General features: G+C 43.9%; 14 protein-coding genes. 11 read left to right on the forward strand and 3 right to left on the reverse strand.

From position 1 onward, the window contains the following. Positions 1-26 precede the first annotated feature (26 nt). From dnaX to L2730_RS14660, 9 genes are all read left to right on the forward strand, one after another. Positions 27-2879: a DNA polymerase III subunit gamma/tau gene (gene dnaX / locus L2730_RS14620; RefSeq protein ID WP_248975268.1), complete on the forward strand. Its 2853-nt coding sequence runs from the start codon at positions 27-29 to the stop codon at positions 2877-2879. A 100-nt stretch (positions 2880-2979) separates the two neighbouring features. Next, a complete protein-coding gene (locus L2730_RS14625) occupies positions 2980-3309 on the forward strand; it encodes a YbaB/EbfC family nucleoid-associated protein (RefSeq protein ID WP_020911867.1) in 330 nt (109 codons plus the stop codon). A gap of 270 nt (positions 3310-3579) precedes the next feature. Continuing rightward, positions 3580-4179, forward strand: a complete 600-nt coding sequence (gene recR / locus L2730_RS14630) for a recombination mediator RecR (protein ID WP_248975269.1) — start codon at positions 3580-3582, stop codon at positions 4177-4179. A gap of 171 nt (positions 4180-4350) precedes the next feature. Further along, the gene (gene htpG, locus L2730_RS14635; RefSeq protein ID WP_248975270.1) at positions 4351-6267 is read left to right on the forward strand and encodes a molecular chaperone HtpG; all 1917 of its coding nucleotides are present in this window, start codon (positions 4351-4353) and stop codon (positions 6265-6267) included. A 62-nt stretch (positions 6268-6329) separates the two neighbouring features. Then, on the forward strand, positions 6330-7175 hold the full coding sequence (locus tag L2730_RS14640; RefSeq protein ID WP_248975271.1) for a tetratricopeptide repeat protein: 846 nt from the start codon (positions 6330-6332) through the stop codon (positions 7173-7175). A 188-nt stretch (positions 7176-7363) separates the two neighbouring features. Next, on the forward strand, positions 7364-8008 hold the full coding sequence (gene adk, locus L2730_RS14645) for an adenylate kinase (protein ID WP_248975272.1): 645 nt from the start codon (positions 7364-7366) through the stop codon (positions 8006-8008). 129 nt (positions 8009-8137) lie between these two features. Then, positions 8138-9133: a ferrochelatase gene (gene hemH, locus L2730_RS14650; RefSeq protein WP_248975273.1), complete on the forward strand. Its 996-nt coding sequence runs from the start codon at positions 8138-8140 to the stop codon at positions 9131-9133. 252 nt (positions 9134-9385) lie between these two features. Then, the gene (locus L2730_RS14655) at positions 9386-10690 is read left to right on the forward strand and encodes an inosine/guanosine kinase (RefSeq protein WP_248975274.1); all 1305 of its coding nucleotides are present in this window, start codon (positions 9386-9388) and stop codon (positions 10688-10690) included. A gap of 88 nt (positions 10691-10778) precedes the next feature. Continuing rightward, a complete protein-coding gene (locus tag L2730_RS14660; RefSeq protein ID WP_248975275.1) occupies positions 10779-11333 on the forward strand; it encodes a sugar O-acetyltransferase in 555 nt (184 codons plus the stop codon). Positions 11334-11391: 58 nt separating this feature from the next. On the opposite strand, the gene L2730_RS14665 is transcribed toward L2730_RS14660, so the two are convergent. After that, the gene (locus L2730_RS14665; RefSeq protein ID WP_248975276.1) at positions 11392-12708 is read right to left on the reverse strand and encodes a dicarboxylate/amino acid:cation symporter; all 1317 of its coding nucleotides are present in this window, start codon (positions 12706-12708) and stop codon (positions 11392-11394) included. A 218-nt stretch (positions 12709-12926) separates the two neighbouring features. Between L2730_RS14665 and L2730_RS14670 the strand changes: the two genes are divergently transcribed. After that, positions 12927-16589, forward strand: coding sequence for an Ig-like domain-containing protein (locus L2730_RS14670; RefSeq protein WP_248975277.1), 3663 nt, complete (start codon positions 12927-12929; stop codon positions 16587-16589). A 108-nt stretch (positions 16590-16697) separates the two neighbouring features. Here the strand turns inward: L2730_RS14670 and astB are convergent, their stop codons facing one another. After that, positions 16698-18035, reverse strand: coding sequence for an N-succinylarginine dihydrolase (astB, locus tag L2730_RS14675; protein WP_248975278.1), 1338 nt, complete (start codon positions 18033-18035; stop codon positions 16698-16700). A gap of 334 nt (positions 18036-18369) precedes the next feature. Between astB and topA the strand changes: the two genes are divergently transcribed. Beyond that, a complete protein-coding gene (gene topA, locus L2730_RS14680; RefSeq protein ID WP_248975279.1) occupies positions 18370-21063 on the forward strand; it encodes a type I DNA topoisomerase in 2694 nt (897 codons plus the stop codon). A gap of 359 nt (positions 21064-21422) precedes the next feature. On the opposite strand, the gene L2730_RS14685 is transcribed toward topA, so the two are convergent. Further along, a complete protein-coding gene (locus L2730_RS14685; RefSeq protein WP_248975280.1) occupies positions 21423-22199 on the reverse strand; it encodes a hypothetical protein in 777 nt (258 codons plus the stop codon). Between the last annotated feature and the right edge of the window lie 176 nt (positions 22200-22375).

Consider the following 22375-nt stretch of genomic DNA (forward strand, 5'->3'; position numbering starts at 1 on the left):
ATATTCATGACACGTTGGGGAGTTCCATGTCATATCAGGTGTTGGCCAGAAAGTGGCGCCCTGCCAAATTTGAGCAAATGGTTGGTCAGTCGCATGTCTTACATGCCTTAACCAATGCGCTCACTCAGCAAAGATTGCACCATGCTTATCTGTTTTCTGGCACACGAGGAGTGGGTAAAACCAGTCTTGCGCGTCTTTTCGCCAAAGGCTTGAATTGTGAACAAGGTGTTACTGCTACACCCTGTGGTCAGTGTTCAGCGTGTGTAGAAATCGCAGAGGGGCGTTTTGTCGATCTTATAGAGGTTGATGCGGCGTCGCGCACTAAAGTTGATGATACCCGAGAGCTTCTTGATAATGTCCAGTATCGTCCTAGCCGTGGCCGTTATAAAGTCTACCTGATTGATGAAGTGCATATGCTGTCTCGCAGCAGTTTCAATGCACTGCTCAAAACGCTTGAAGAGCCACCAGAGCATGTTAAGTTTCTGCTGGCGACAACCGATCCTCAACGTTTGCCGGTAACAGTACTGTCGCGTTGCTTGCAGTTTAATTTAAAAAGTCTAACTCAAGACGAAATCAGTGATCAGCTAACTAATGTGTTAACCGCCGAATCGCTGGAGTTTGAAGCCACAGCGTTAACGCTACTAGCAAAAGCCGCCAATGGCAGTATGCGTGATGCATTAAGCTTAACCGATCAAGCGATTGCGTTTGGTGCAGGACAAGTGAAACTTGAATTAGTGCAGACCATGCTGGGCAGCATTGATGAAAAGCAGGTTATCGCTTTGCTTGAAGCACTTGCAAAAGCGGACGTTATGGCATTGATGCAAGTCAGTGCTGGTGTATTGTCTTTTGGCGCCGAACCTGAAGAGGTGTTACGTAGCTTATTAGAGTTACTGCATCAAATTACTTTGACACAATTTGCTCCCGCCGCGGCACAAATGTCGCTTTATAGTGAGCAGATAAAAGCATTTGCACAGCAGCTATCGCCGGAGCAGGTACAGCTGTATTACCAGCTATTACTGACTGGACGTAAAGACTTACCTCATGCACCAGATCCTAAGTCTGGTCTAGAGATGGCACTGCTTAGAGCCGTTACCTTTGTGCCAGAGCAACCTGTTAGCAAATGGGTGACAGAAAGTCCTGCATCGATAGCGATTCCAGAGGCAGCAACACCTGTAATAACACAGTCATCTGAAACTACTGAGCCGCAAGCAATAGTTGCTCCACAGCCGCAAGTTAAAGCTGCGCCTGTTGAAGAGGCAGCGGAAAAAAAAACAGTTTTAACCGCTAGCAGCGTCAATGATAAGCAGCCGAGTCAAGAGCAAGTTGCTGCAGATAAGCCAGAACCTGAGTTAGCAGCCATTGAAGCCAGCGTCGGTGCGCCAGTATCCAGTACGCTTGAGAGTATGAATAGCGAAATGGCGGTCATACTCAGTCAAGCACAGAGCCAAGGCTTTTCAAGCTCAGACATCTCAGAGACTAAAGATATTAGTACTGAGCAGACCCTGAGCGAGGTTAAACCGCCAGTTAAAGCTCAACAGCTTGCTGATACGAGTGCCTCGGGTGACGCTGCAGTAATAAGCAGTGCTCCAGAGCAATTGCCAAAGCCAAGCGACATTGACTCAAATTTAAATAACACTGTCGTTGACAATGCTAGCGTTAAATTGGAAGCACAAAAGGGCCAGCTGGTTCAAGATAGCCAATTTGAAGGTGACGATGATCTAGCTGCATACTCGCAGTACGCGGGGGCGTACGATACTGACATTGATGACAGCGATTTTGACTTTGCACTAGAGCAGTCCGAACCTTTAGCGCAAGACATCACAGACAGCAGACAAAATGCAGCGCAGTCAGCAGCAATATCGACTTCACTGGCGCCCAGTCAGCTAGAGAGTCAACCCAGCGCAGAAGATAGCTCGGCAAGTGACGACATTCTAGATGCTGTATTAGCCGCTAGAGATTCATTACTCGACGGAATAGGTGAAGAAGATCCTCAGGAGAGTTCAGCAAAAAAGTCTGTGACTGAACGAAAACCTTTTGCACCACCTGTCAAAAAGCCTAAACCAGATTCTGAAATAGAAAATAGTGTTCCTGTAACCGTTGGCGCTAGCAGCGTTCAACCGCAGAAAAATACAGAAGCAGAGGCTGTAGATAGCCTAGAGGAGACTGTTGACCGGCCGCCTTGGGAAGAGCCTCATGCACAGGACCCTACACCTAGGTTTGATGATGTAGCTGCTGACAAAGAAGCTGATAAAACAGTCAATAAAACTGCTGACAATGTCGCTGTAGAGTCGAAACAAACAGCTCAGCCACAAAATCAAGCAGAGCAGCAGGGCAAACCGCCTGTTACATTGCTTGATTCAACTTCAGTTCAGGATGTTGAGTTAAACTTACCTGCATTGCCTAGTGGTGAGATAACCGGTAACGATATCGATCTTAAATGGTATCGGTTCATGGCTGACCTTGAAGTGGGTGGACGCGTAAGACAACTCGCGGTTAACTCTGTTTGTCACCAATTTGAACAGCCTCTGTCGTTATTGCTTAAACCAGATCAAAAGCATCTTGGCGCCGATGTAGCTATTAAGCAGCTAGAAGAGGCGATGAGTAAAGCACTCGGACAGCCAAGTGAAGTGCGGATCTCTGTTGGAGTCGATAGCTCGCGTGAGACCCCACTTGAGGTGAGACGCCGTTTTCACAAAGAGATATTAGCTCAAGCGCATCACGGGATGATAACCGATGATAACGTGCGCTGGTTGAGCGAACACATGGGCGCACATTTGACGCCAGACTCACTATCTTATGCGCCAGAATTGCTGGTTAATAAGGGAAAATCGATAGAATTGGTCGATATGTCGAACTTTAAGCGGTTACCTGAGTCATAATTTTACAATTGAAATTTCAGCTTTCATTGCTAATCGTTCTATATTTAGTAAGATTAGCGCAGTTTATTTGTTGTGATAAATAATAGAAGAGAATCAGAGTATGTTTGGAAAAGGCGGTATGGGCAACTTGATGAAGCAAGCCCAGCAGATGCAAGACAAAATGGCTAAAGTGCAAGAAGAGATTGCACGTATGGAAGTTACTGGCGAAGCTGGTGCTGGCCTAGTAAAAGTCACTATGACAGGTTCTCACAGTGTGCGTAAAGTTGATATCGACGCAAGCTTGCTTGAAGACGATAAAGAGATGCTAGAAGATCTTATCGCAGCGGCATGTAACGATGCTGCTCGCCGTGTTGAAGAGAATCAAAAAGACAAAATGGCAGAAGTGACTGGCGGAATGCAACTTCCACCAGGCATGAAGATGCCGTTCTAAGACAAGGTTTATAGGCTGCTAATAACAGTCAAAATGTGTCTGTTGAAGTTAAGAGCCCAATTTAAGTTGGGCTTTTTTGTGGTTGTTTCATAGGCTCTTTGCAATAGAGGACACTAGCTTGCTATGAATTTAGCTGCTGTAGCATTTTTCTATGCTAATATTCGCGACTCATTTGTTTGGCTGTGCGCAGGGCTTTAACGTCGTCAGTGTCACTTCAAAATCAATATTATTATTTTAGGCTGCTAACTGCCTTGTTATACGGAATGTTAAATGAAATTTAGTCCACTTGTTGATGAGCTTATCCAATCACTTAAATGCCTGCCGGGCGTGGGGCCTAAGTCTGCGCAGCGTATGGCATTTCAACTATTAGAACGTGATCGTAAAGCAGGAAGTAAGCTTGCTGATTCTCTCGGTAAAGCCATGTCTGAAGTCGGCCATTGTCAGTCTTGCCGTACCTTTACTGAAGAAACCTACTGCCCAATTTGTGTAAGTACCAAGCGTGGTCACTCAACTGTGATCTGTGTGGTCGAGACACCTGCTGATGTTTTGGCTATTGAGGCTGGTGGACACTTCTCAGGACGTTACTTTGTGTTACTTGGCCACCTGTCACCGCTTGATGGAGTGGGACCTGATGAATTGGGCTTGGCACTGTTAGAAACGCATTTGGCATCAGGAGAAGTGACAGAACTTATTTTGGCGACTAACCCAACCGTTGAAGGTGATGCTACTGCACACTATATTGCCGATATGGCTAAGAAACATGAATTGGCTGTGAGCCGAATTGCCCACGGCGTGCCAGTGGGTGGGGAATTAGAATATGTGGATAGCACCACTTTAGCCTTGTCTTTTAATGGGCGCTTGCCTATTTAACTTAACTGCTAAAAGTGAGTTAAAATTTGAAAACCAGTTAAAGTTTATCCATTAACTGGTTTTTTTTTGTGCATTCGAAGTCAATGCAACCTTTTCCCCTTGAAAAGCGTTTTTATAGCCCCATTTCTAGTAACAAGCTCAACTTAAACCGAATTTTAAAGGGAACATTTCATGTCACAACAAGAGACTCATGGCTTTCAAACTGAAGTCAAACAACTACTGCATTTGATGATCCACTCTTTGTATTCAAACAAAGAAATTTTCTTGCGCGAACTGGTATCTAACGCAGCTGATGCGGCTGACAAATTGCGTTATGAAGCATTAACAAACAATGACCTTTATGAAGGTGAAGGCGAACTACGCGTTCGCATCAGTGCTGATAAAGAAAAAGGCACAGTGACCATTTCTGATAATGGTATTGGTATGACCCGTGACGGTGTGATTGAACACCTAGGTACGATTGCTAAATCAGGCACCGCTGATTTCTTCAAGAACTTGTCAGGTGATGATTCAAAAGACTCTCAACTGATTGGTCAGTTTGGTGTTGGTTTTTACTCGGCATTTATCGTTGCAGATAAAGTGACTGTTCGCACCCGTGCAGCAGGTCACAGTAGCGATGAAGGTGTGCTGTGGGAGTCAGCTGGTGAAGGTGATTTCACCGTTGAAACTATCACCAAGCAGACTCGCGGTACTGAAATTACACTGCATTTAAGAGATGACGAAAAAGAGTTTGCTGATGATTACCGCCTGCGCTCTATTGTCACTAAGTACTCAGATCATATCTCTGTAGCGGTTGAGATGTTTGAAGAGGGCACGCCAGCAGTTGAAGCGACTGAAGAGACTGAAGCCGTTGCTGCAACTGAAGGTAGCTGGAAGCCAATGAACAAGGCGACTGCACTTTGGACGCGTAACAAGAGTGACGTGACTAAAGAAGAATACCAAGAGTTTTATAAGCATATCTCACATGACTACACCGATCCGCTAGTGTGGAGCCATAACCGTGTTGAAGGTAAGCAGGAATACACCAGCCTACTTTATATTCCGGCTAAAGCGCCATTTGATATGTGGAACCGAGACCGTAAGCACGGACTAAAATTATTCGTTCAACGCGTATTCGTCATGGATGATGCTGAGCAGTTTATGCCTAGCTACTTACGTTTTGTACAAGGCTTGATTGACTCAAATGATCTGCCACTGAACGTGTCGCGTGAAATTTTACAAGACAATAAAGTGACCACTTCACTGCGTACTGCAGTCACTAAGCGTGTACTAGGCATGCTTGAGAAGCTGGCTAAGAATGACGCTGAAAAGTACCTGTCTTTCTGGGCTGAGTTTGGCCAAGTATTGAAAGAAGGTCCAGCTGAAGATTTCGCTAACAAAGAACGTATTGCTGGTCTACTGCGTTTCGCATCGACGCATACTGGTGAAGCAACGCCAGATGTTGCGCTTGCAGATTATGTTGAGCGCATGCAGGAAGGTCAAACTAAGATCTATTACATTGTTGCTGATAGCCATGAAGCGGCGGCAAATAGCCCGCATCTAGAACTGCTGCGCAAGAAAGGCATTGAAGTATTACTGATGTCAGAGCGTATTGATGAGTGGCTGATTAACCACCTTACCGAGTTTGACGGTAAGCAGATGCATTCAGTGACTCGCGGCGACCTTGAATTGGGCGAACTCGAAGATGCTGGTGAGAAAGAAGCGCAAGAGAAGCTTGAAACAGAGTCTGAAGGTCTAGTTAAGCGTGTTAAAGATAGCTTAGGTGACAAAGTCTCTGAGGTTAAGGTGACTACGCGTCTAACTGATACGCCTGCTTGTGTTGTGGCCGGTGAAGGTGAAATGTCGACGCAGATGATTAAGCTGATGCAAGCGGCAGGTCAAGCAGTACCAGAGTCTAAGCCTACATTTGAGCTTAATCCTGAGCATCCACTCGTTGCTCGCCTTAACGATGAGCAAGATGAAGAGCTGTTCGCACAGTGGTCTGATCTACTGCTGCAACAGGCACTTCTATCTGAAAAAGGTAGTTTAGCAGACCCATCAGCGTTCATTAAGTTGATGAATCAGATGTTGCTAGCAAACGTTAAGTAGTAAACAACTATAATAAGGGGGCAGTTAATCTGCCTCTTTTTTTTTATGGCTAAAGGAAAGTTATGGAAAATATTCTAGAACTGACTAAAGAAAACATACAGCAAGTAGTTGACGCTTCGATGGAGCAGGTCATAGTGTTGGCATTTTGGGCGAGTCAAAGCCCTGAAAGCTTAACCTTGATGCAAACGCTTGAAAGCTTGTCGCAACAGCAAAATGGCCGTTTTGTACTAGCCAAAGTCAACTGCGAAACAGAGATGGAGATAGCAAACTATTTCCAGATCCAGAATTTGCCGACCACCTTAGTACTGCATGAAGGAAAACCTGTTGACGGTTTTGCCGGGGTGCAAGACGCGGCGCAAATTACTGAAATGCTCGATAAGCATTTGCCGACGCAGTGGCAGTTAAAGCTCAATCAAGCACGGGTGTTTTTATCTGAGCAAAATGCAATTGGCGCTCTACCATTGTTGAAAGAAGCCTATGCTGAGCAAGCGATTGCTGAGATAGCGCTGGCGTTAGCGGATGTTTATTTATCTCTTGGTGCGCTAGAGGATGCTAAAGCGCTGCTCGATAGTGTCGGTCTTGCCGATCAAGACAGCTACTACCAAAGCTTAAAGGCAAAGTTAGCATTGGCACTTGATGCTGCTGATACGCCGGAGATCAGAAAGCTACAAGCAGATTTTGAGCAATCTCCAAATGACATGACGACGTTGCTTGACCTTGCGAAAGCACTGCACCAAGCAAAACGTAATGATGAAGCGCTAGAGTTACTGTTTACGCCATTGCAACAAGATGTGGCTGCGTTAGATGGCAAGGTCAAAGGGTTGTTTTTGGAGATCTTAACCGCCTTAGGCCAGGGGAATACGTTGGCTAACCAGTATCGACGTAAACTTTACACCTTACTTTACTGATAAAGGTCAATATCTTGACTTATTTGCCCTGACTGAGGCTAAAGTCGAAGGTAAATCGCTTCAAAATGGCGGCTATTTATGCGAAAATCGCCGCCCTAAACATAATAATACCAATCGCGTGACCACACTTTAGACATTTGTCTGCGTTAGAGGTTGGTATAACAATGCGAAATAAGAGGAAGATTGAGATGCGCATTATGCTATTAGGTGCCCCAGGTGCCGGTAAAGGTACCCAAGCCCAATTCATCATGGAAAAGTACGGTATTCCTCAAATTTCAACGGGTGACATGCTGCGCGCTGCAGTAAAAGCTGGCACACCACTTGGCCTAGAAGCTAAAAAAGTGATGGACGCAGGTCAACTGGTTTCTGACGAGTTAATTATTGGTCTTGTGAAAGAACGTGTAGCACAAGATGATTGTGCTAAAGGTTTCCTACTTGATGGTTTCCCACGCACAATTCCTCAAGCTGATGCGATGGCTGCTGGTGGCATTGCTATCGACCACGTTGTTGAAATTGACGTGCCAGACGAAGAGATTGTTAAGCGTATGGGCGGCCGTCGTGTTCATCCTGGTTCTGGTCGTGTTTACCATATTGTTTTCAACCAACCAAAGGTTGAAGGTAAGGATGATGTCACTGGTGAAGATCTGGCTATTCGTCCAGACGACGAAGAAGCAACAGTGCGTAAGCGTCTAGATATCTACCATGAGCAAACTAAGCCATTGGTTGAATATTACGGCGCTGTAGCTGCAAAAGGTGAAGCGACTTACAACAAGTTCGACGGCACTCAAACTGTTGCTAAAGTCAGTGAAGAGATCGTTGCTGCACTTAGCTAAATTTACACAAAATAGCTGTGTGTTTATGAGCTAGTTCTCATATTTAATAAAGCCCATGTAAGTGGGCTTTTTTTATGCTTTTTCCAATGATAGCCTGACGCAGAATATCTTGGTTAAAAGAGAGAAAACGTGAACGACACAAGCTCCCCATTCGGTGTTTTATTGGTTAACCTTGGCACGCCTGATTCCCCAACTGCGCCAGATGTTAAAAAATTCTTAAAGCAGTTCTTAAGCGACCCTCGTGTTGTCGATATCTCTCCTTGGATCTGGAAGCCGATTCTTAATGGCATCATTTTAAATACCCGTCCAGCCAAAGTCGCCAAACTTTACGAGTCTATCTGGTGGGATAATGGATCGCCATTAATGGTAATAAGCCAGCAACAGCGCGACAAACTAGCGCAATCATTACAAACAAGTTTTGGCTTCAACGTGCCTGTTGAGCTTGGCATGAGCTACGGCAATCCGTCATTAGATTCAGGCCTTAATAAACTAAAAGCCCAGGGAGTGAGTAAGATTTTTGTATTGCCGTTGTATGCTCAGTACTCATGCTCAACCGTTGCACCGGTATTTGATGCAATTAGCGAGCTACATAAATCGAAGCGCGACTTCCCTGAACTACGGATCAACAAAGAGTATTACGCTCATCCTAGTTATATTGCAGCGCTGGCTGAGTCAGTAAAGCAGCACTGGCAGAGTAAAGGTCAAGCAGAGGTGCTGTTGATGTCCTTCCACGGCGTGCCTGTTCGTTATGTGACCGAAGGTGATCCTTATCAAATGCAGTGCCAGAAAACTGCAGAGCTAGTGGCTGAGTCACTTGGTTTATCGGCTGAGCAGTGGCGGATCTGTTTTCAATCTCAGTTTGGTAAAGAGGAGTGGTTAACGCCAGCAACGGATCAGTTACTAGAGTCTCTGCCTGGGCAAGGGATTAAATCCGTTGATATTATGTGCCCGGCATTTTCGTCTGATTGCTTAGAAACACTGGAAGAGATCTCACAAGAGGCTAAGGAAAGTTTCATATCAGCGGGTGGAGAACGTTACGAGTTTATTGGCTGTTTAAACGATTCAGATGCTCATATTGAGCTATTACAGCAAATAGTTAAGCAACAAACCTTAGGTTGGTGCTAAATTTAATGGCTAGTCAGTGATTTCAACTGGCGAAAGAGGCTGGGTATGGTAGAATTCCCCGCCTTTTTTGTCTCTGCTTATGATTTAGCACTTAGCGTGTTTATTCATGGTTAATCTGTTAGACACGTTAGCATTTTAGGCTGCTAGAATTTTAAAACCATGAGTTATTTGTTAAAGCTAAGCGTAATAACTTGTGATTACTTACCCGTATAATTATCTTTTGCATGGATGCCGAATGAAAGAGAGCTCAATATGAAGTTTCCAGGTCAGCGTAAGTCTAAACATTATTTTCCAGTTAAAAATCGTGATCCGCTATTAGCGCAGTTGATCCAACAGCCTCAGCCAATTTCTACTTATGTGTCTGGCATCGACCAAACATTAGTAGACATTGAAGCAAAAGTGGAAGATGAGTTACTGAGTCGCTATGAGTTACCCAAAGGTAATTCGACTTTGATAGATGATGACAAGGCACACGCTTTGTATAACGAATTAAAAGATCGCGAGCTTGTTAGTGATGAGTTTGCGGGTGGTACCATAGGTAATACAGTACACAACTATTCGATTCTAGCCGATGACCGCTCTGTGTTATTTGGCGTAATGAGCCGAAATATTGAAATTGGTAGCTACGCCTATCGCTATCTTTGTAACACTTCATCAAAAGTTGACTTGAACCAACTACAGCCTGTTGCTGGGCCTATCGGCCGTTGCTTCACTCTGATTTCAGAATGTGGTGAGCGTACTTTTGCTATCAGCAAAGGTTCAATGGATAAGCTGACTCCAGAGTATATCGATAAAGATATTGTTCAAGGTGGTTCAGCACTGATCTTAACTGCATACCTAATGCGCGCTAGTGGTGAAGACAAGATCACCGAAGCTGCCATGAAAGCCATTGAGTACGCAAAAGAAGCCGAAGTACCAGTCGTACTTACTTTAGGCACGCGTTTCTTAATTGAAGAAGATCCACAATGGTGGCAAAACTTCATTAAAGAGCATGTCACAATACTGGCAATGAATGAAGATGAAGGCGAAGCATTAACGGGCTTTAAAGATCCGCTACAAGCTAGTGAATCTGCATTAGAGTGGTGTGACATGGTGTTAACTACCGCTGGGCCTTTAGGGCTTTATACTGCAGGTTATACTGAAGACTCTGAAAAGCGTGAAACAAGTCATACCTTGTTACCTGGCGCAATTCCAGAGTTTAACCGTTATGAGTTTTCTCGTCCTAAGTTAAAAGCTGATTGCGAGTCGCCGCTTAAAGTGTACGCGCATATTTCACCTTATATGGGCGGCCCTGAAAAAATCCGTAACACTAATGGTGCAGGAGATGGTGCGTTAGCTGCGTTACTGCATGATCTAGCGTCTAATCGATTCCATAAGACCAACGTGCCGGGCTCAAGTAAACATAATCGTGACGGTCTATGTTACTCGTCATTTTCGCAGATCTGTAAGTACGCTAACCGTGTCGCTTATGAAGTGTTAGCGCAACATAGCCCAAGATTATCACGCGGCTTACCAGAGCGTGAAGATAGTCTAGAAGAGTCATACTGGGAAAGGTAACTCCCAAGTTTAGATTGATTACTTTATCACTAAGGCACCCCAAGACTTGTTTGGCGGTGCCTTTTTTATAGCAACCGAGGTCGCAAAGATGACTGAATATGAAAAGATGTTGAGTGGCGTGGTATTCGATGGTGGTGACGCTGAAATTTCAGCGGTGAGAGACAAGGCATTTATCTTAACTAAGCAAATTAATAATAGCGCTAGCTTTACCGAATCTCAACAGCGAGTGACGCAACTCTTAGGCAGCATAGCAGCGGGTTCACTGGTCAGCGCACCGTTCAATTGTGAATTTGGTCAACAGATCCATATCGGCCGCGACAGTTTTATTAATATGGGCGTTACTATGTTAGATGGTGCGATGATAACTATTGGCGATAATGTAATGATTGGGCCTAATAGCCAGCTTTATACCGCCTCACATTCCCTTGATTATTTAAGTCGCCGACGTTGGGAAACCTTTTGTAAGCCGATCATTATTAAAGATGATGTTTGGATTGGTGGTAACGTTGTGATTAATCAAGGAGTGACTATCGGTGAACGGTCGGTAGTGGCTGCAGGCTCGGTGGTCAATCATGATGTCCCGGCCGACACTTTAGTGGGCGGTACACCAGCTAGAATATTAAAAAAACTAGCTACTAGTTAAGGGTTATAGATGATAAAAAAGGCGCCACAGAGGCGCCTTTTTTCATGCTAAATTAGTATTACTTTTCTTCAGCATGAACCTGTGCGTTAAAACCTGGTGCAACTTTACCTGCTTGAGTGTCGTTGAAAACCTTTTCATCAAACTCATTTTCAGATTTAGCAATGACCACGGTAGCTACTGTATCACCAGTAACGTTCACCGCAGTACGCACCATATCAAGTAGTCTGTCCACGCCGATAATCAATGCGATACCTTCTACAGGAAGACCCACTTGGTTTAGCACCATCGCCAGCATAATAAGGCCAACACCAGGCACACCCGCTGTACCGATTGAAGCAAGAGTCGCAGTTACAACGACCATCGCATAATCAGTAATGGTCAATTCAATACCAAATACTTGTGCGATAAATACCGTTGCAACGCCTTGCATAATCGCGGTGCCATCCATGTTGATGGTCGCACCCAATGGCAAAGTGAACGAAGCAATCTTATTATCGACACCCATACGGTGCTCAGCAGTTTCAATCGTTACTGGTAAGGTTGCGTTTGAACTTGCTGTGCTGAATGCAAATAGCTGCACGTCACGAATTTTACGGATGAAGGTAAAAGGACTTAGGCCTGAAAATACTTTCAATAGCGTTGGATAAACAATGAACGCATGGATGAGCAGTACACCTAGTACTACAAAGAAGTATTGCACCACACTACCAAAGGTTTCCATACCGAGTGTTAATGCCAGTTTTGCCATCAAAGCAAATACACCATAAGGCGCAAGTTGCATGATGAGCGTAACTACGCGCATGATAACTTCGTTAAGGTCTGTAAACAGCGCTGCAACGCGTTTTCCCCGTTCACCGATATGGGAGATAGCAAAACCAAAAATAACCGCAAATATGATGATTTGAAGCATGTTGCCTTCACTCATCGCCTGCAGCGGGTTGGTGGGTACGATATTAATGATCACATCAGCCAAGCTTGGCGCCTGTTTAGCATCAAAATGCATGCTCTCAGTTACCAAGGTCGCGTGACCTGGATGAACGGCAATCGCGATGAGGATCGCCATTGACAGTGCAATAGCGGTGGTAAAAAGATAGAACGCGATGGTCTTGCCACCGAGTCGACCTAACTTAGACGGTTCGCTTAACGAACATGTACCACAAACTAGCGATACAAATACCAAGGGGACAACTAACATCTTCAAACTTGAAATGAAGATAGTACCGATGACATTTAAGAAGCCTTCGGTGATGTAATCTTTGATGAATTCACTTTCAGGGAAAAGATTACGAAGAAGTAACCCAAGAATAATACCTGATGCCATACCGAGTAGAATTTTACTCGTTAGCCCAAGCTTTTTTGATTTCGTAGCAGACATAGTGCTTCCTGTATAATTTTTATGCTTTTCAATTTGCGCATTAAAGCCTAGCAAGAAAGAGCCTCAGTTGAAATGGTATTAAAGTTAAAGTTTTTGATGAAATTTATAAATTTACTACCTTTCGTGGTAGATAAGTTACCAGTAAATTGTGTAGTGTTGTCATCTAGGTAATCAGATAATTACCAGATATTATAATCAGAGTAACAGGGAGTCTGACAATGAAGTCAGCTTATAGTGTTTTTATTGCGTTAATATGGTCGTTTTTTCTCGTTGGTTGCGGAGGCGGTGGGAGTATATCCACTGATCCCGATACGCCAATTCCTGAGCCAACAGATGTTATTTCAGTCACGTTGACTATTACAAATACCGAAATTACAGCTGCAAATCCAGCCACTATTACGGCAACAGCTAAAAGTAGTTTAAATGGTCCTTTAGCAAACACCTTAGTCACTTTTTCACTAAGTGACGTTAGTCTTGGTGCATTCGATCCTGCAACGGGTACAGCGCTTACAAATAGTGAAGGTATAGCAACTATTGAGCTTGCCACATTGAATCTAAAAGGGGCGGGCAGCGTTTCGGCAAGTGTTGTGGGAATGACTGAAACTCAGACTCCAGTTGGCTTTAGCATGGAAGGGGATGGGGGAGATGCTGAAAACGGTAACCTCCTGAGCCTAGCGTTGACAGATAGTAATGGTGTTGAAATCAATAGTATTAGTCAGGCACAACCAGGAACAATTAGCGCTATTTATACTAACGCTGCCAATGAAGCTATCCCTAATCAGGTCGTCACTTTTACAACTTCGCTAGGAAAACTATCTCCTGAGTCCGGTACAGCGTTAACGGATGTAAATGGGTTAGCCTCATTATCAATAACGGCTGGAGAAATTGAAGGGGCTGGTAACATCACCGCGACAGCTGGAGAGTTAACTCAAATTCTTGGTTTTACAACACTTGGTGATGAAGTTACTTTAAAACCCATTGATGCATACATACTTTCTTTAACGGTAGTTGATTCTTCAGATACGGAGCTTAGAGATATCTCTAACTCTACACCAGGTCGCGTTATTGCCACATTGACTAAAGATGGTGAAAGTGCGGCTTTTGAAACAATTTCTTTTAGTGTTTCAGGAGAGGGTAATATTAACCCTTCATCGGGTTCAGCATTAACCAATACAAGTGGAGATGCAGTCGTTAACTTGATCACTGGTGCGGTTGCTGGAGCTGGTACTGTTACTGCAACTTTCTCATTGGATCAAGAATCAATAGATGTTGAATATAACTATAGTGTAGTAGGTGATGCTCCTGGCGGCGATGGCGAAGAAAATACACTTACCATCGCATTGACAAATAGTATTACAGGAACAGTAACTAATGCTATAAGCTCAAGCGAACCTGGGCGAGTCAATGTAACATTGACCGATAAAGATGGCGCAGCTATTACAGGTAAAGTCATTAGCTTCACCAGTACATTAGGCGCCTTTTTACCGAGTAACGGTACAGCGTTAACAGATGCTATTGGTAGCGCTTCAATTTTACTTTCTGCTGGTAGTATAGAAGGTGCTGGTGAAGTCACAGCGGCTTATGGTGATGTTCGTGCCAAAGTTGGATTTCAAACCGCTGGTGATGAAATTGACCCCGTAGAAGCAAGTCCGGAAATAACCTTTAATCTCTATAATTGTAATAACGCAGTTGGTTGGGATAAAACACTTAAAAACTTCGAAGTTTGTGAAGCTACCGACAATATCACTAATGACAGTCCTGGAATTATCGGAGCCACTGTCACGCGCTCTGGCAGTACTCAGCCCTTACAGCAAATATTAGTTTCAGCAGGTACTACTCTTGGCGCGATTAGCCCTGCATCAGGTACTGCTATCACCAATGCTGATGGTAAGGCTGTACTCGATCTTTACGCTAACGGCGACGTTGGTGCAGGTGAAGTGTCATTAAAAGTTCAAGAGGTTACTAGTACTAAAGCGTTCGAGATAGGCCGTGTTGATATTAATTTGACCATCACTGCTGGCGTAGGCACTAATCTTATTCCTGCAGGTGGCTCTACTATTCTTGATGTGACGGTTTTCAACCCTGATGGCAGTTTATCAACCGGCCAACCATTCCAATTAGAGTTTACCTCTGAATGTGTTGCTGCTGGTACCGCTTTTGTTGATAGCCCTGTTATTACTAATGCGGGTAAAGGTTTTGCTACATATCGAGCAGCGGGTTGTGAAGGTGATGATGCCGTTACTGTATCGGCTGTAACTGGTGGTAGCACCGTTACAGCTGCAGTTACTGTAACGGTTGACTCAGTTTCTGTTGGTGCTATTCAATATGTTTCTTCAACGCCAAAGCTTTTAGCACTGAGAGGCACTGGTGGAATTTCAGGTGCCGGTTCACGAAGTGAAACATCCGTAGTGAGCTTCAAATTACTTGATGAATCTAACCAGCCTGCACCGAATGAACTAGTATGTTTTGAATTAAGTACTGATGTTGGTGGAATGACATTAACTCCATCACCATTAGCCGCTGATTACCTAAAATGTAGCAATATGCCGCAAGTTGGTGATGCCGAGTATCCTGCAGATATAACCTTACCTAATAAATATGCGGTGGGATATACCAATGCCGCAGGTGAGGTTTCCGCTACAGTTCACTCTGGTGATGTACCAACATCGGTTAAAGTATTTGCGCTATGGTCAGAGAGCAATAACAGCGGTCATAATGCTATCATTTCGAATACTTCTGATGAACTGGCAGTTACCACTGGTATCGCAGACAACGATAGCTTCTCTTTGTCTGCCAGTATTGGTAACCCTGAAGGTTGGAACTTTGATAATGAGAAGGTTGCAGTCAATATATTAGCCGCGGATCATTTCAATAATCTAGTGCCTGCTGGTACAACTATTACCTTTAGAACTGAAGGTGGTGGTATTGACGGTTCTTGCGTAACAGGTTTAAAGGATGATGGTAATCCAAATGGTGCATGCTCTGTTGAATGGCGTAGCCAAGATGCAAGGCCATTTAAAGGGACTACAGTGGTTTGCCCCAATGGAGGGTATAACGATGGTACTTCTACATCAACAACTCCACCGTGTATTGGGAATGACTATGCGCTTTATTTGAGCGGTGCAAATTCAATCATTCCTGAACCACGTCCTGGTAGAGCTACAGTCACCGCTTACGCCATCGGTGAGGAAAGCTTCGTTGATTTAAATGGTAACGGATTGTTTGATAGTGGTGAGTTCTTCTTAGATTTATCAGAAGCCTTTACAGATCATAACGAAGATGGACGATATAGAAATAAAGCACGCTTCGTTGGAGATGCTGAACTTGGGGTTGAGCCAGCAGGGTCTATTAATGAAGAATTTGTCGATTACAATCGTGACCAAATATTTAATGAAGGCGATGATAAATACACTGGGCTACTTTGTGCCGCAGGCGCAGAAACTGATTGCACTGATACGGGAACTGGGGACTTCCAATCTCAATTGAATGTATTTCGCAATAGTACGATTGTTATGTCTGGCAGCGTACCTTATTTAAGGTTAGTCAATATAGATAGTTCTACAGATGTTATTTCAGAAGTTGCACCTATAGATTTGGTCGCGAATAGCTCTGAATCCGTGTACCTGTTTACGTCTGATCTGAACAATAATACTCTACCTTATGGTACAACCATTTCAGCTGAAACTGATAACGGGGAACTAACCGGTACAACTGAGTATGAAATAGGAAGTAGTCGAGCGATGATGCCAGCAAGGTTTAGCTTCTCTGTTAGTAGAGAAGCAACACCAAACCAAAAAACTAGTGGTACTTTGGTTATCACAGTTAAAACACCAAAAGGTAGCCCGGTCTCTGTTTCGGTTATAGTGAACGACGGGGGTTAAATTGATTTGCTAAGTTACTTTACGTTGTAAATGAAAAGCGGTTCCTAAGGGAACCGCTTTTTTATTTAGGATAATATGATGGTTATCGGCTGTTAGGCTTGAATTTTTTTATCTCTGGAACTGATAAACACTGCCAAGCTTCATGATTTGCGTTAGCTCATCAAGGGCGGTACGTGATTCTATTACCAATTGAGGGTCTGCAAGATCCGCGACACTTAAACGGTCACGATAATGCTTATCAACCCACTGATTGAGGCGTGCAAATAGCGCATCGTTCATCATGGTATTTGGGTTTACAGCAGCCACTTCATCTTGATTCATTGCTACACGTAAACGCAAACATGCTGGGCCACCGCCATTTTGCATACTTTGCTTCACATCAAAGTAGTGCACTTGTTTGATAGGTGAGCCTAAAGTCACTAGTTCATTTAAATAAGCATGAACTGCAGGGTTTTCTTGACAGTTGGTTGGCGCGATAATCGCCATTTCACCTGAAGGCAATGTTACCACTTGAGTATTGAACAGGTAGCTCTTTACCGCATCCTGAATCGCTACTTTTGCGGTTGGCACTTCAACGAAATGCAGTGGTGATTCACCAAACTTTTGTTTTATCTCTTCAAGTTTTGCTTGGGTATTTAAAAATGCTTGCTCATGGTAGAACAGTACATTTTGGTTACCGACAGCAATCACATCGTTATGGAATACACCTTGATCGATGACATCTGGATTTTGCTGCATGTACACAGTGTTGTCATCATCTAGCTGGTGCAGACGAGCGATGGCCTGTGAGGCTTCAAGAGTTTGGCGGGCAGGGAATTTTTGTGGTTTAGGAGCTGATGGATTCGTCGCTTCTTGGCCATAAACAAATAGCTCAATGCCTGCATGGCCATACTCACTGCAAAGGCGGGTATGGTTGGCTGCACCTTCATCACCAAAACTAGTATGTTCTGGTAAATGTTGGTGGTGTTTGAAATAGCGGCTATCGTTAAACGTAGCTTGCAGAATATTTCCAGTAGTGACAGGCTCAATACTGCGATGCAGTTTGTCAACTAAGTTTGCAGGGGTAAAATGCAATTTACCATCGTGAGTATCGGCACTAGGTGATACTGTTGCGGCATTAGCTGTCCACATACTTGAAGCACTGCAGCATGCACGTAACAACGCAGGAGCTTCTTTAGCGGCTTTATTTAAGACTTCAGCATCAGAGCCGGTAAAACCGATTCTACGCAGCGTATGAAGGTCTGGACGCTCTTGAGGAGCAAACATACCTTGTACTAAACCTAAGTCTGCAAGAGCTTTGGCTTTTTTGATCCCTTGTTTGGCAGCATCTTTAGGGCTAGATGTCGCGGCAGCGTTGTTTAAAGAGGCAACGTTTCCGAATGATAAACCCGCGTAATTATGTGTCGGGCCTACTAGTCCGTCGAAATTGGCTTCAAAATGCTTCATTCTTTATCCTTTAGGGTAGCTCAGGTGCTATTTCCATTCCTGAGTTGTAATTATTGAGCTCAGTATACTTAAGCTCAAAGGCTAAACAAGGTAGGGTTTTTTTCTAAAAACAGTGTATTTGCATCAAAATGCACAACTAATACTTGCTTGATGACTAATAATGAAATATTAGTTTTTAAATAAGCACTAATTTTTTTCACATTTATTTCAAAAACGGTTAAAAAATGGTACTCCAGTACAAATAAAAGAGGGATTAGCTTGAAAGTCTTTACACAACCCTCTATATATGGAGCCAATTTTCAGATTTTTGAAACTTGTTGGCGCAAATAAATATATGGGTAAATCGCTAGTAATCGTCGAATCACCGGCCAAAGCCAAGACTATTAACAAATATCTAGGCAAAGATTTCATCGTTAAGTCGAGTGTAGGTCACATCCGTGATCTGCCTACATCGTCGAGTCCTGACGCAAAGGTGGTGAGCAAAACACCTGCTGAAGTCAAGAAGATGTCTCCAGAGGAGAAGGCTGAGTATAAGAGTCTAAAAGCGAAGCAAGCTTTAGTTGCCCGCATGGGAGTTGACCCGGAAAAAGGCTGGAAAGCGAAATACCAAACGCTTCCTGGCAAAGAGAAAGTTGTAAAAGAGTTACAAACACTTGCTGAGTCAGCTGACCACATCTATCTCGCAACCGATTTGGATAGAGAGGGGGAGGCGATCGCTTGGCATCTGCAACAGGTTATTGGTGGAGATGAATCTCGCTATCAACGCGTAGTGTTTAACGAAATAACTAAATCAGCCATTCAGGATGCATTTAGTCAGCCATCAGTGCTCGACACAAATATGGTCAATGCGCAGCAAGCGCGTCGATTCTTAGACCGTGTCGTTGGCTTTATGGCATCACCGCTGTTATGGAAGAAAGTTGCCCGTGGTTTGTCTGCCGGACGTGTGCAATCTGTTGCTGTGCGCCTGGTGGTTGAGCGTGAAGGTGAGATCAAGGCGTTCGTACCTGAAGAGTTTTGGGATGTTCATGCTGAACTCAATACCTTGTCTGATGAACGACTTAAAATGCAAGTTGCCAAATTTCAGGGCAAGGCATTTAACCCAGTAAACCAGACTGAAGCTGACACTGCAGTTAGCGCGTTGTCACAATCTAGTTTTGTTGTTGCAGGCCGTGAAGACCGAGCGACATCAAGTAAGCCGTCAGCACCGTATATTACTTCTACGTTGCAACAGGCAGCGAGTACGCGTTTAGGCTTTGGTGTTAAGAAAACCATGATGATGGCACAGCGCTTATATGAAGCGGGTCACATTACCTATATGCGTACCGATTCAACCAACTTAAGCCAAGAAGCGCTCGATAATGTGCGTGAAATGATTGGCAAAGAATATGGTGATAAGTACCTGCCAGAATCTCCTATCCGTTATGGGAGCAAAGAGGGCGCGCAAGAAGCGCATGAAGCAATTCGTCCTTCAAATGTAAAAGTCACCGCCGCTTCTTTAAGTGATATGGAGCGTGATGCTCAGCGTTTGTATGAACTTATTTGGCGCCAGTTTGTATCCTGTCAGATGACACCTGCTAAATATGACGCGACACGTTTGACCGTTGCTGCAGGCGATTATGAGTTAAAAGCCAGTGGCAGAACATTGCGCTTCGATGGTTGGACGCGAGTACAAACCGCAATTAAGAAAAAGAACGAAGAAGACAATACGCTACCAGTCGTAGCTAAAGGTGACACGGTAACGCTGCAAGAGCTTATGCCTAAGCAGCACTTCACGAAGCCACCCGCACGTTATAGCGAAGCTTCTTTAGTAAAAGAGCTTGAAAAACGTGGTATTGGTCGCCCGTCTACATACGCAACCATTATTTCAACCATTCAAGATAGAGGTTACGTTAAAGTTGATAACCGCCGATTCTATGCTGAGAAAATGGGCGAAATTGTCAGCGACAGATTAGTCGGTAGTTTCCAGGATTTAATGAGCTATGACTTTACCGCAAGCATGGAGCAAACATTGGATGATGTTGCTCAAGGTAAGCTTGACTGGAAAAAAGTACTCAATGGTTTCTACAAAGACTTCACTAAGCAGTTAGAGAACGCGGAGTTGCCACCTGAAGAGGGCGGAATGCGCCCGAATGAGATGGTTATCACTGACATTAAATGCCCTACCTGTGGACGCCCTATGGGGATCCGCACCGGAAGTACAGGGGTATTCTTAGGTTGTTCAGGGTATGCGCTGCCGCCTAAAGAGCGTTGTAAGACAACGTTGAACTTAACGCCAGGCGAAGAAGCGGTAAGTGAAAGTGGTGAAGATGCAGAAACTGAAGCGTTAAGAGCGAAACATCGTTGTGGCATATGTGGCACAGCAATGGATAGCTATCTTATTGATGAAACCCGTAAGCTACACATCTGTGGTAATAACCCGACCTGTGAAGGCTTTGAAGTCGAAGCGGGTCAGTTTAAGATCAAAGGTTATGAAGGGCCGATTATTGAGTGCGATCGTTGTCAAAACGATATGGAACTTAAAAATGGCCGTTTTGGAAAGTATTTTGGTTGTACAAATTCTGAATGTAAGAATACCCGTAAACTGCTTAAAAGCGGTGAAGCGGCACCACCAAAAGAAGATCCAATACACCTACCAGATCTTAAGTGTACCAAGTCTGATGCTTACTTTGTGTTAAGAGATGGCGCAGCAGGGATCTTCCTTGCAGCTAGCACTTTCCCTAAATCACGTGAAACACGTGGTCCATTGGTCGAAGAGTTAGTGAAGTATCGTGACTTGTTGTGGCCTAAGTATGCTTACCTTGCTGATGCACCTGTTGCAGATGATGATGGTAACTTAGCGTCTGTGCGTTTTAGTCGTAAGACCAAAGAGCAATATGTCGCGACGGATGTCGATGGTAAAGCGACAGGCTGGACCGCCAAGTTTATTGACGGTAAGTGGGTTGCTGAAGCTAAAGCGAAGGCAAAACCGAAAGCTAAAGCCAAACCAAAAGCTAAGCCAAAGGCGAAAGCAAAACCTAAAGCTGAGTAATCGGTAAGGTTTATAAGCGTAAAAGGCCTCGAGTATATCGGGGCTTTTTAATGTCTACTGTTAGGTGTTTGAGGTCAAGAACAGGTCGAATATATCCGCTGTTAAGATATTTTTCTGGGTGGCTAGTCGCAAAATCATTAAGGAGAGTCAGTGGTTCTTTTTAAGTACATTGAGTTGGCATAATCACTGCTTATCTTGCCTATGGCTCTTTAAACTTTCGCTGGCGATAAGAATTTTATATTAATTGCGAGTAGTTTTTGACGGCAATAAAAAGCCCCGAACATGTCGGGGCGTTTTAAATCTGTAATCTTGCCTTGCTCTCTAATAGCACTAGTGCCTAGATAGGTAGGGCGATCATTTTACCACTTTCGCTTAGGCTGAAATAGCACATCAATATCGTCTTCATCTTCTTTAGCCGCTGCGACTTGGGGTTGAGCCATTTTCTGTGCGCCCATGATTTCATCAAGCATGGTTTTAGCTTCATCAACTTTTTTGGCAATGAAAGGGTCATTTGGTGTTTGAGCTTTTATGGTGTGCAAGGTTGATAAAGCTTTTGTCACCATCTGTTTTGCTGAGCCATACTGCTTCATAAAGCAAGCAGCTCTACCTCTTGCAAGCATAGAGTCCACGTTAATTCGCAGTTGTAGGCTATCGATACGGAGCTCTTCTTGGGCAAAATTGCTGGGTTCAACTCTGCCTTTATTGTGCTCAGCTCTTAGTATCGCTTTCATCTTTTTAAGTGTCTGAACTAAGGTGAGAACTTGTCTGTCATTGTCTGGCAGTCTGAACATCTCAATGGCAGGCGCTGACTTAGGCGCATTATTCAATGCTTCTATTTGCGCGCGTAAATCAAATAAGCGACGTTCGTAGTCATTCTTTTGCGCTGGAGACAAAGAGGCGGCAATAACGAGCGCTTCTTCAATTCTCTTATACAAAATTAATACGATGTTACTGGAGCAGGGGATAAGCCCCGTATTTGAAAGCACGCCCTCGGTTTCATCAATGATCGCTCTTTGTCGAGCCAGCTCTGTGCGCCTTTCAGCTTCCACACGGGCTTTTTGTTGTTGAATGATGCTAATGCCGATAATAAGGAGTAGCAATACACCGATCAAAACAAAGACGGAAACGATTATCATAAAGGGTCCAGATATTTTTTAATGCTTTTAATGCTACTATAAATCAACATTCTAGGATAGTAATCTTCATCATGGTTTGATGATTATCAGTTCGCAGAGTTTGACAATTGTGCTATATTCCATTTGATTAAATTATTTCGTTGTACTATAACGAATAATTATACTTAAATGTGTCA

Origin of the sequence: Shewanella kaireitica, from assembly GCF_023284045.1 — a bacterium.
GTDB classification, from domain to species: Bacteria; Pseudomonadota; Gammaproteobacteria; order Enterobacterales; family Shewanellaceae; genus Shewanella; species Shewanella kaireitica.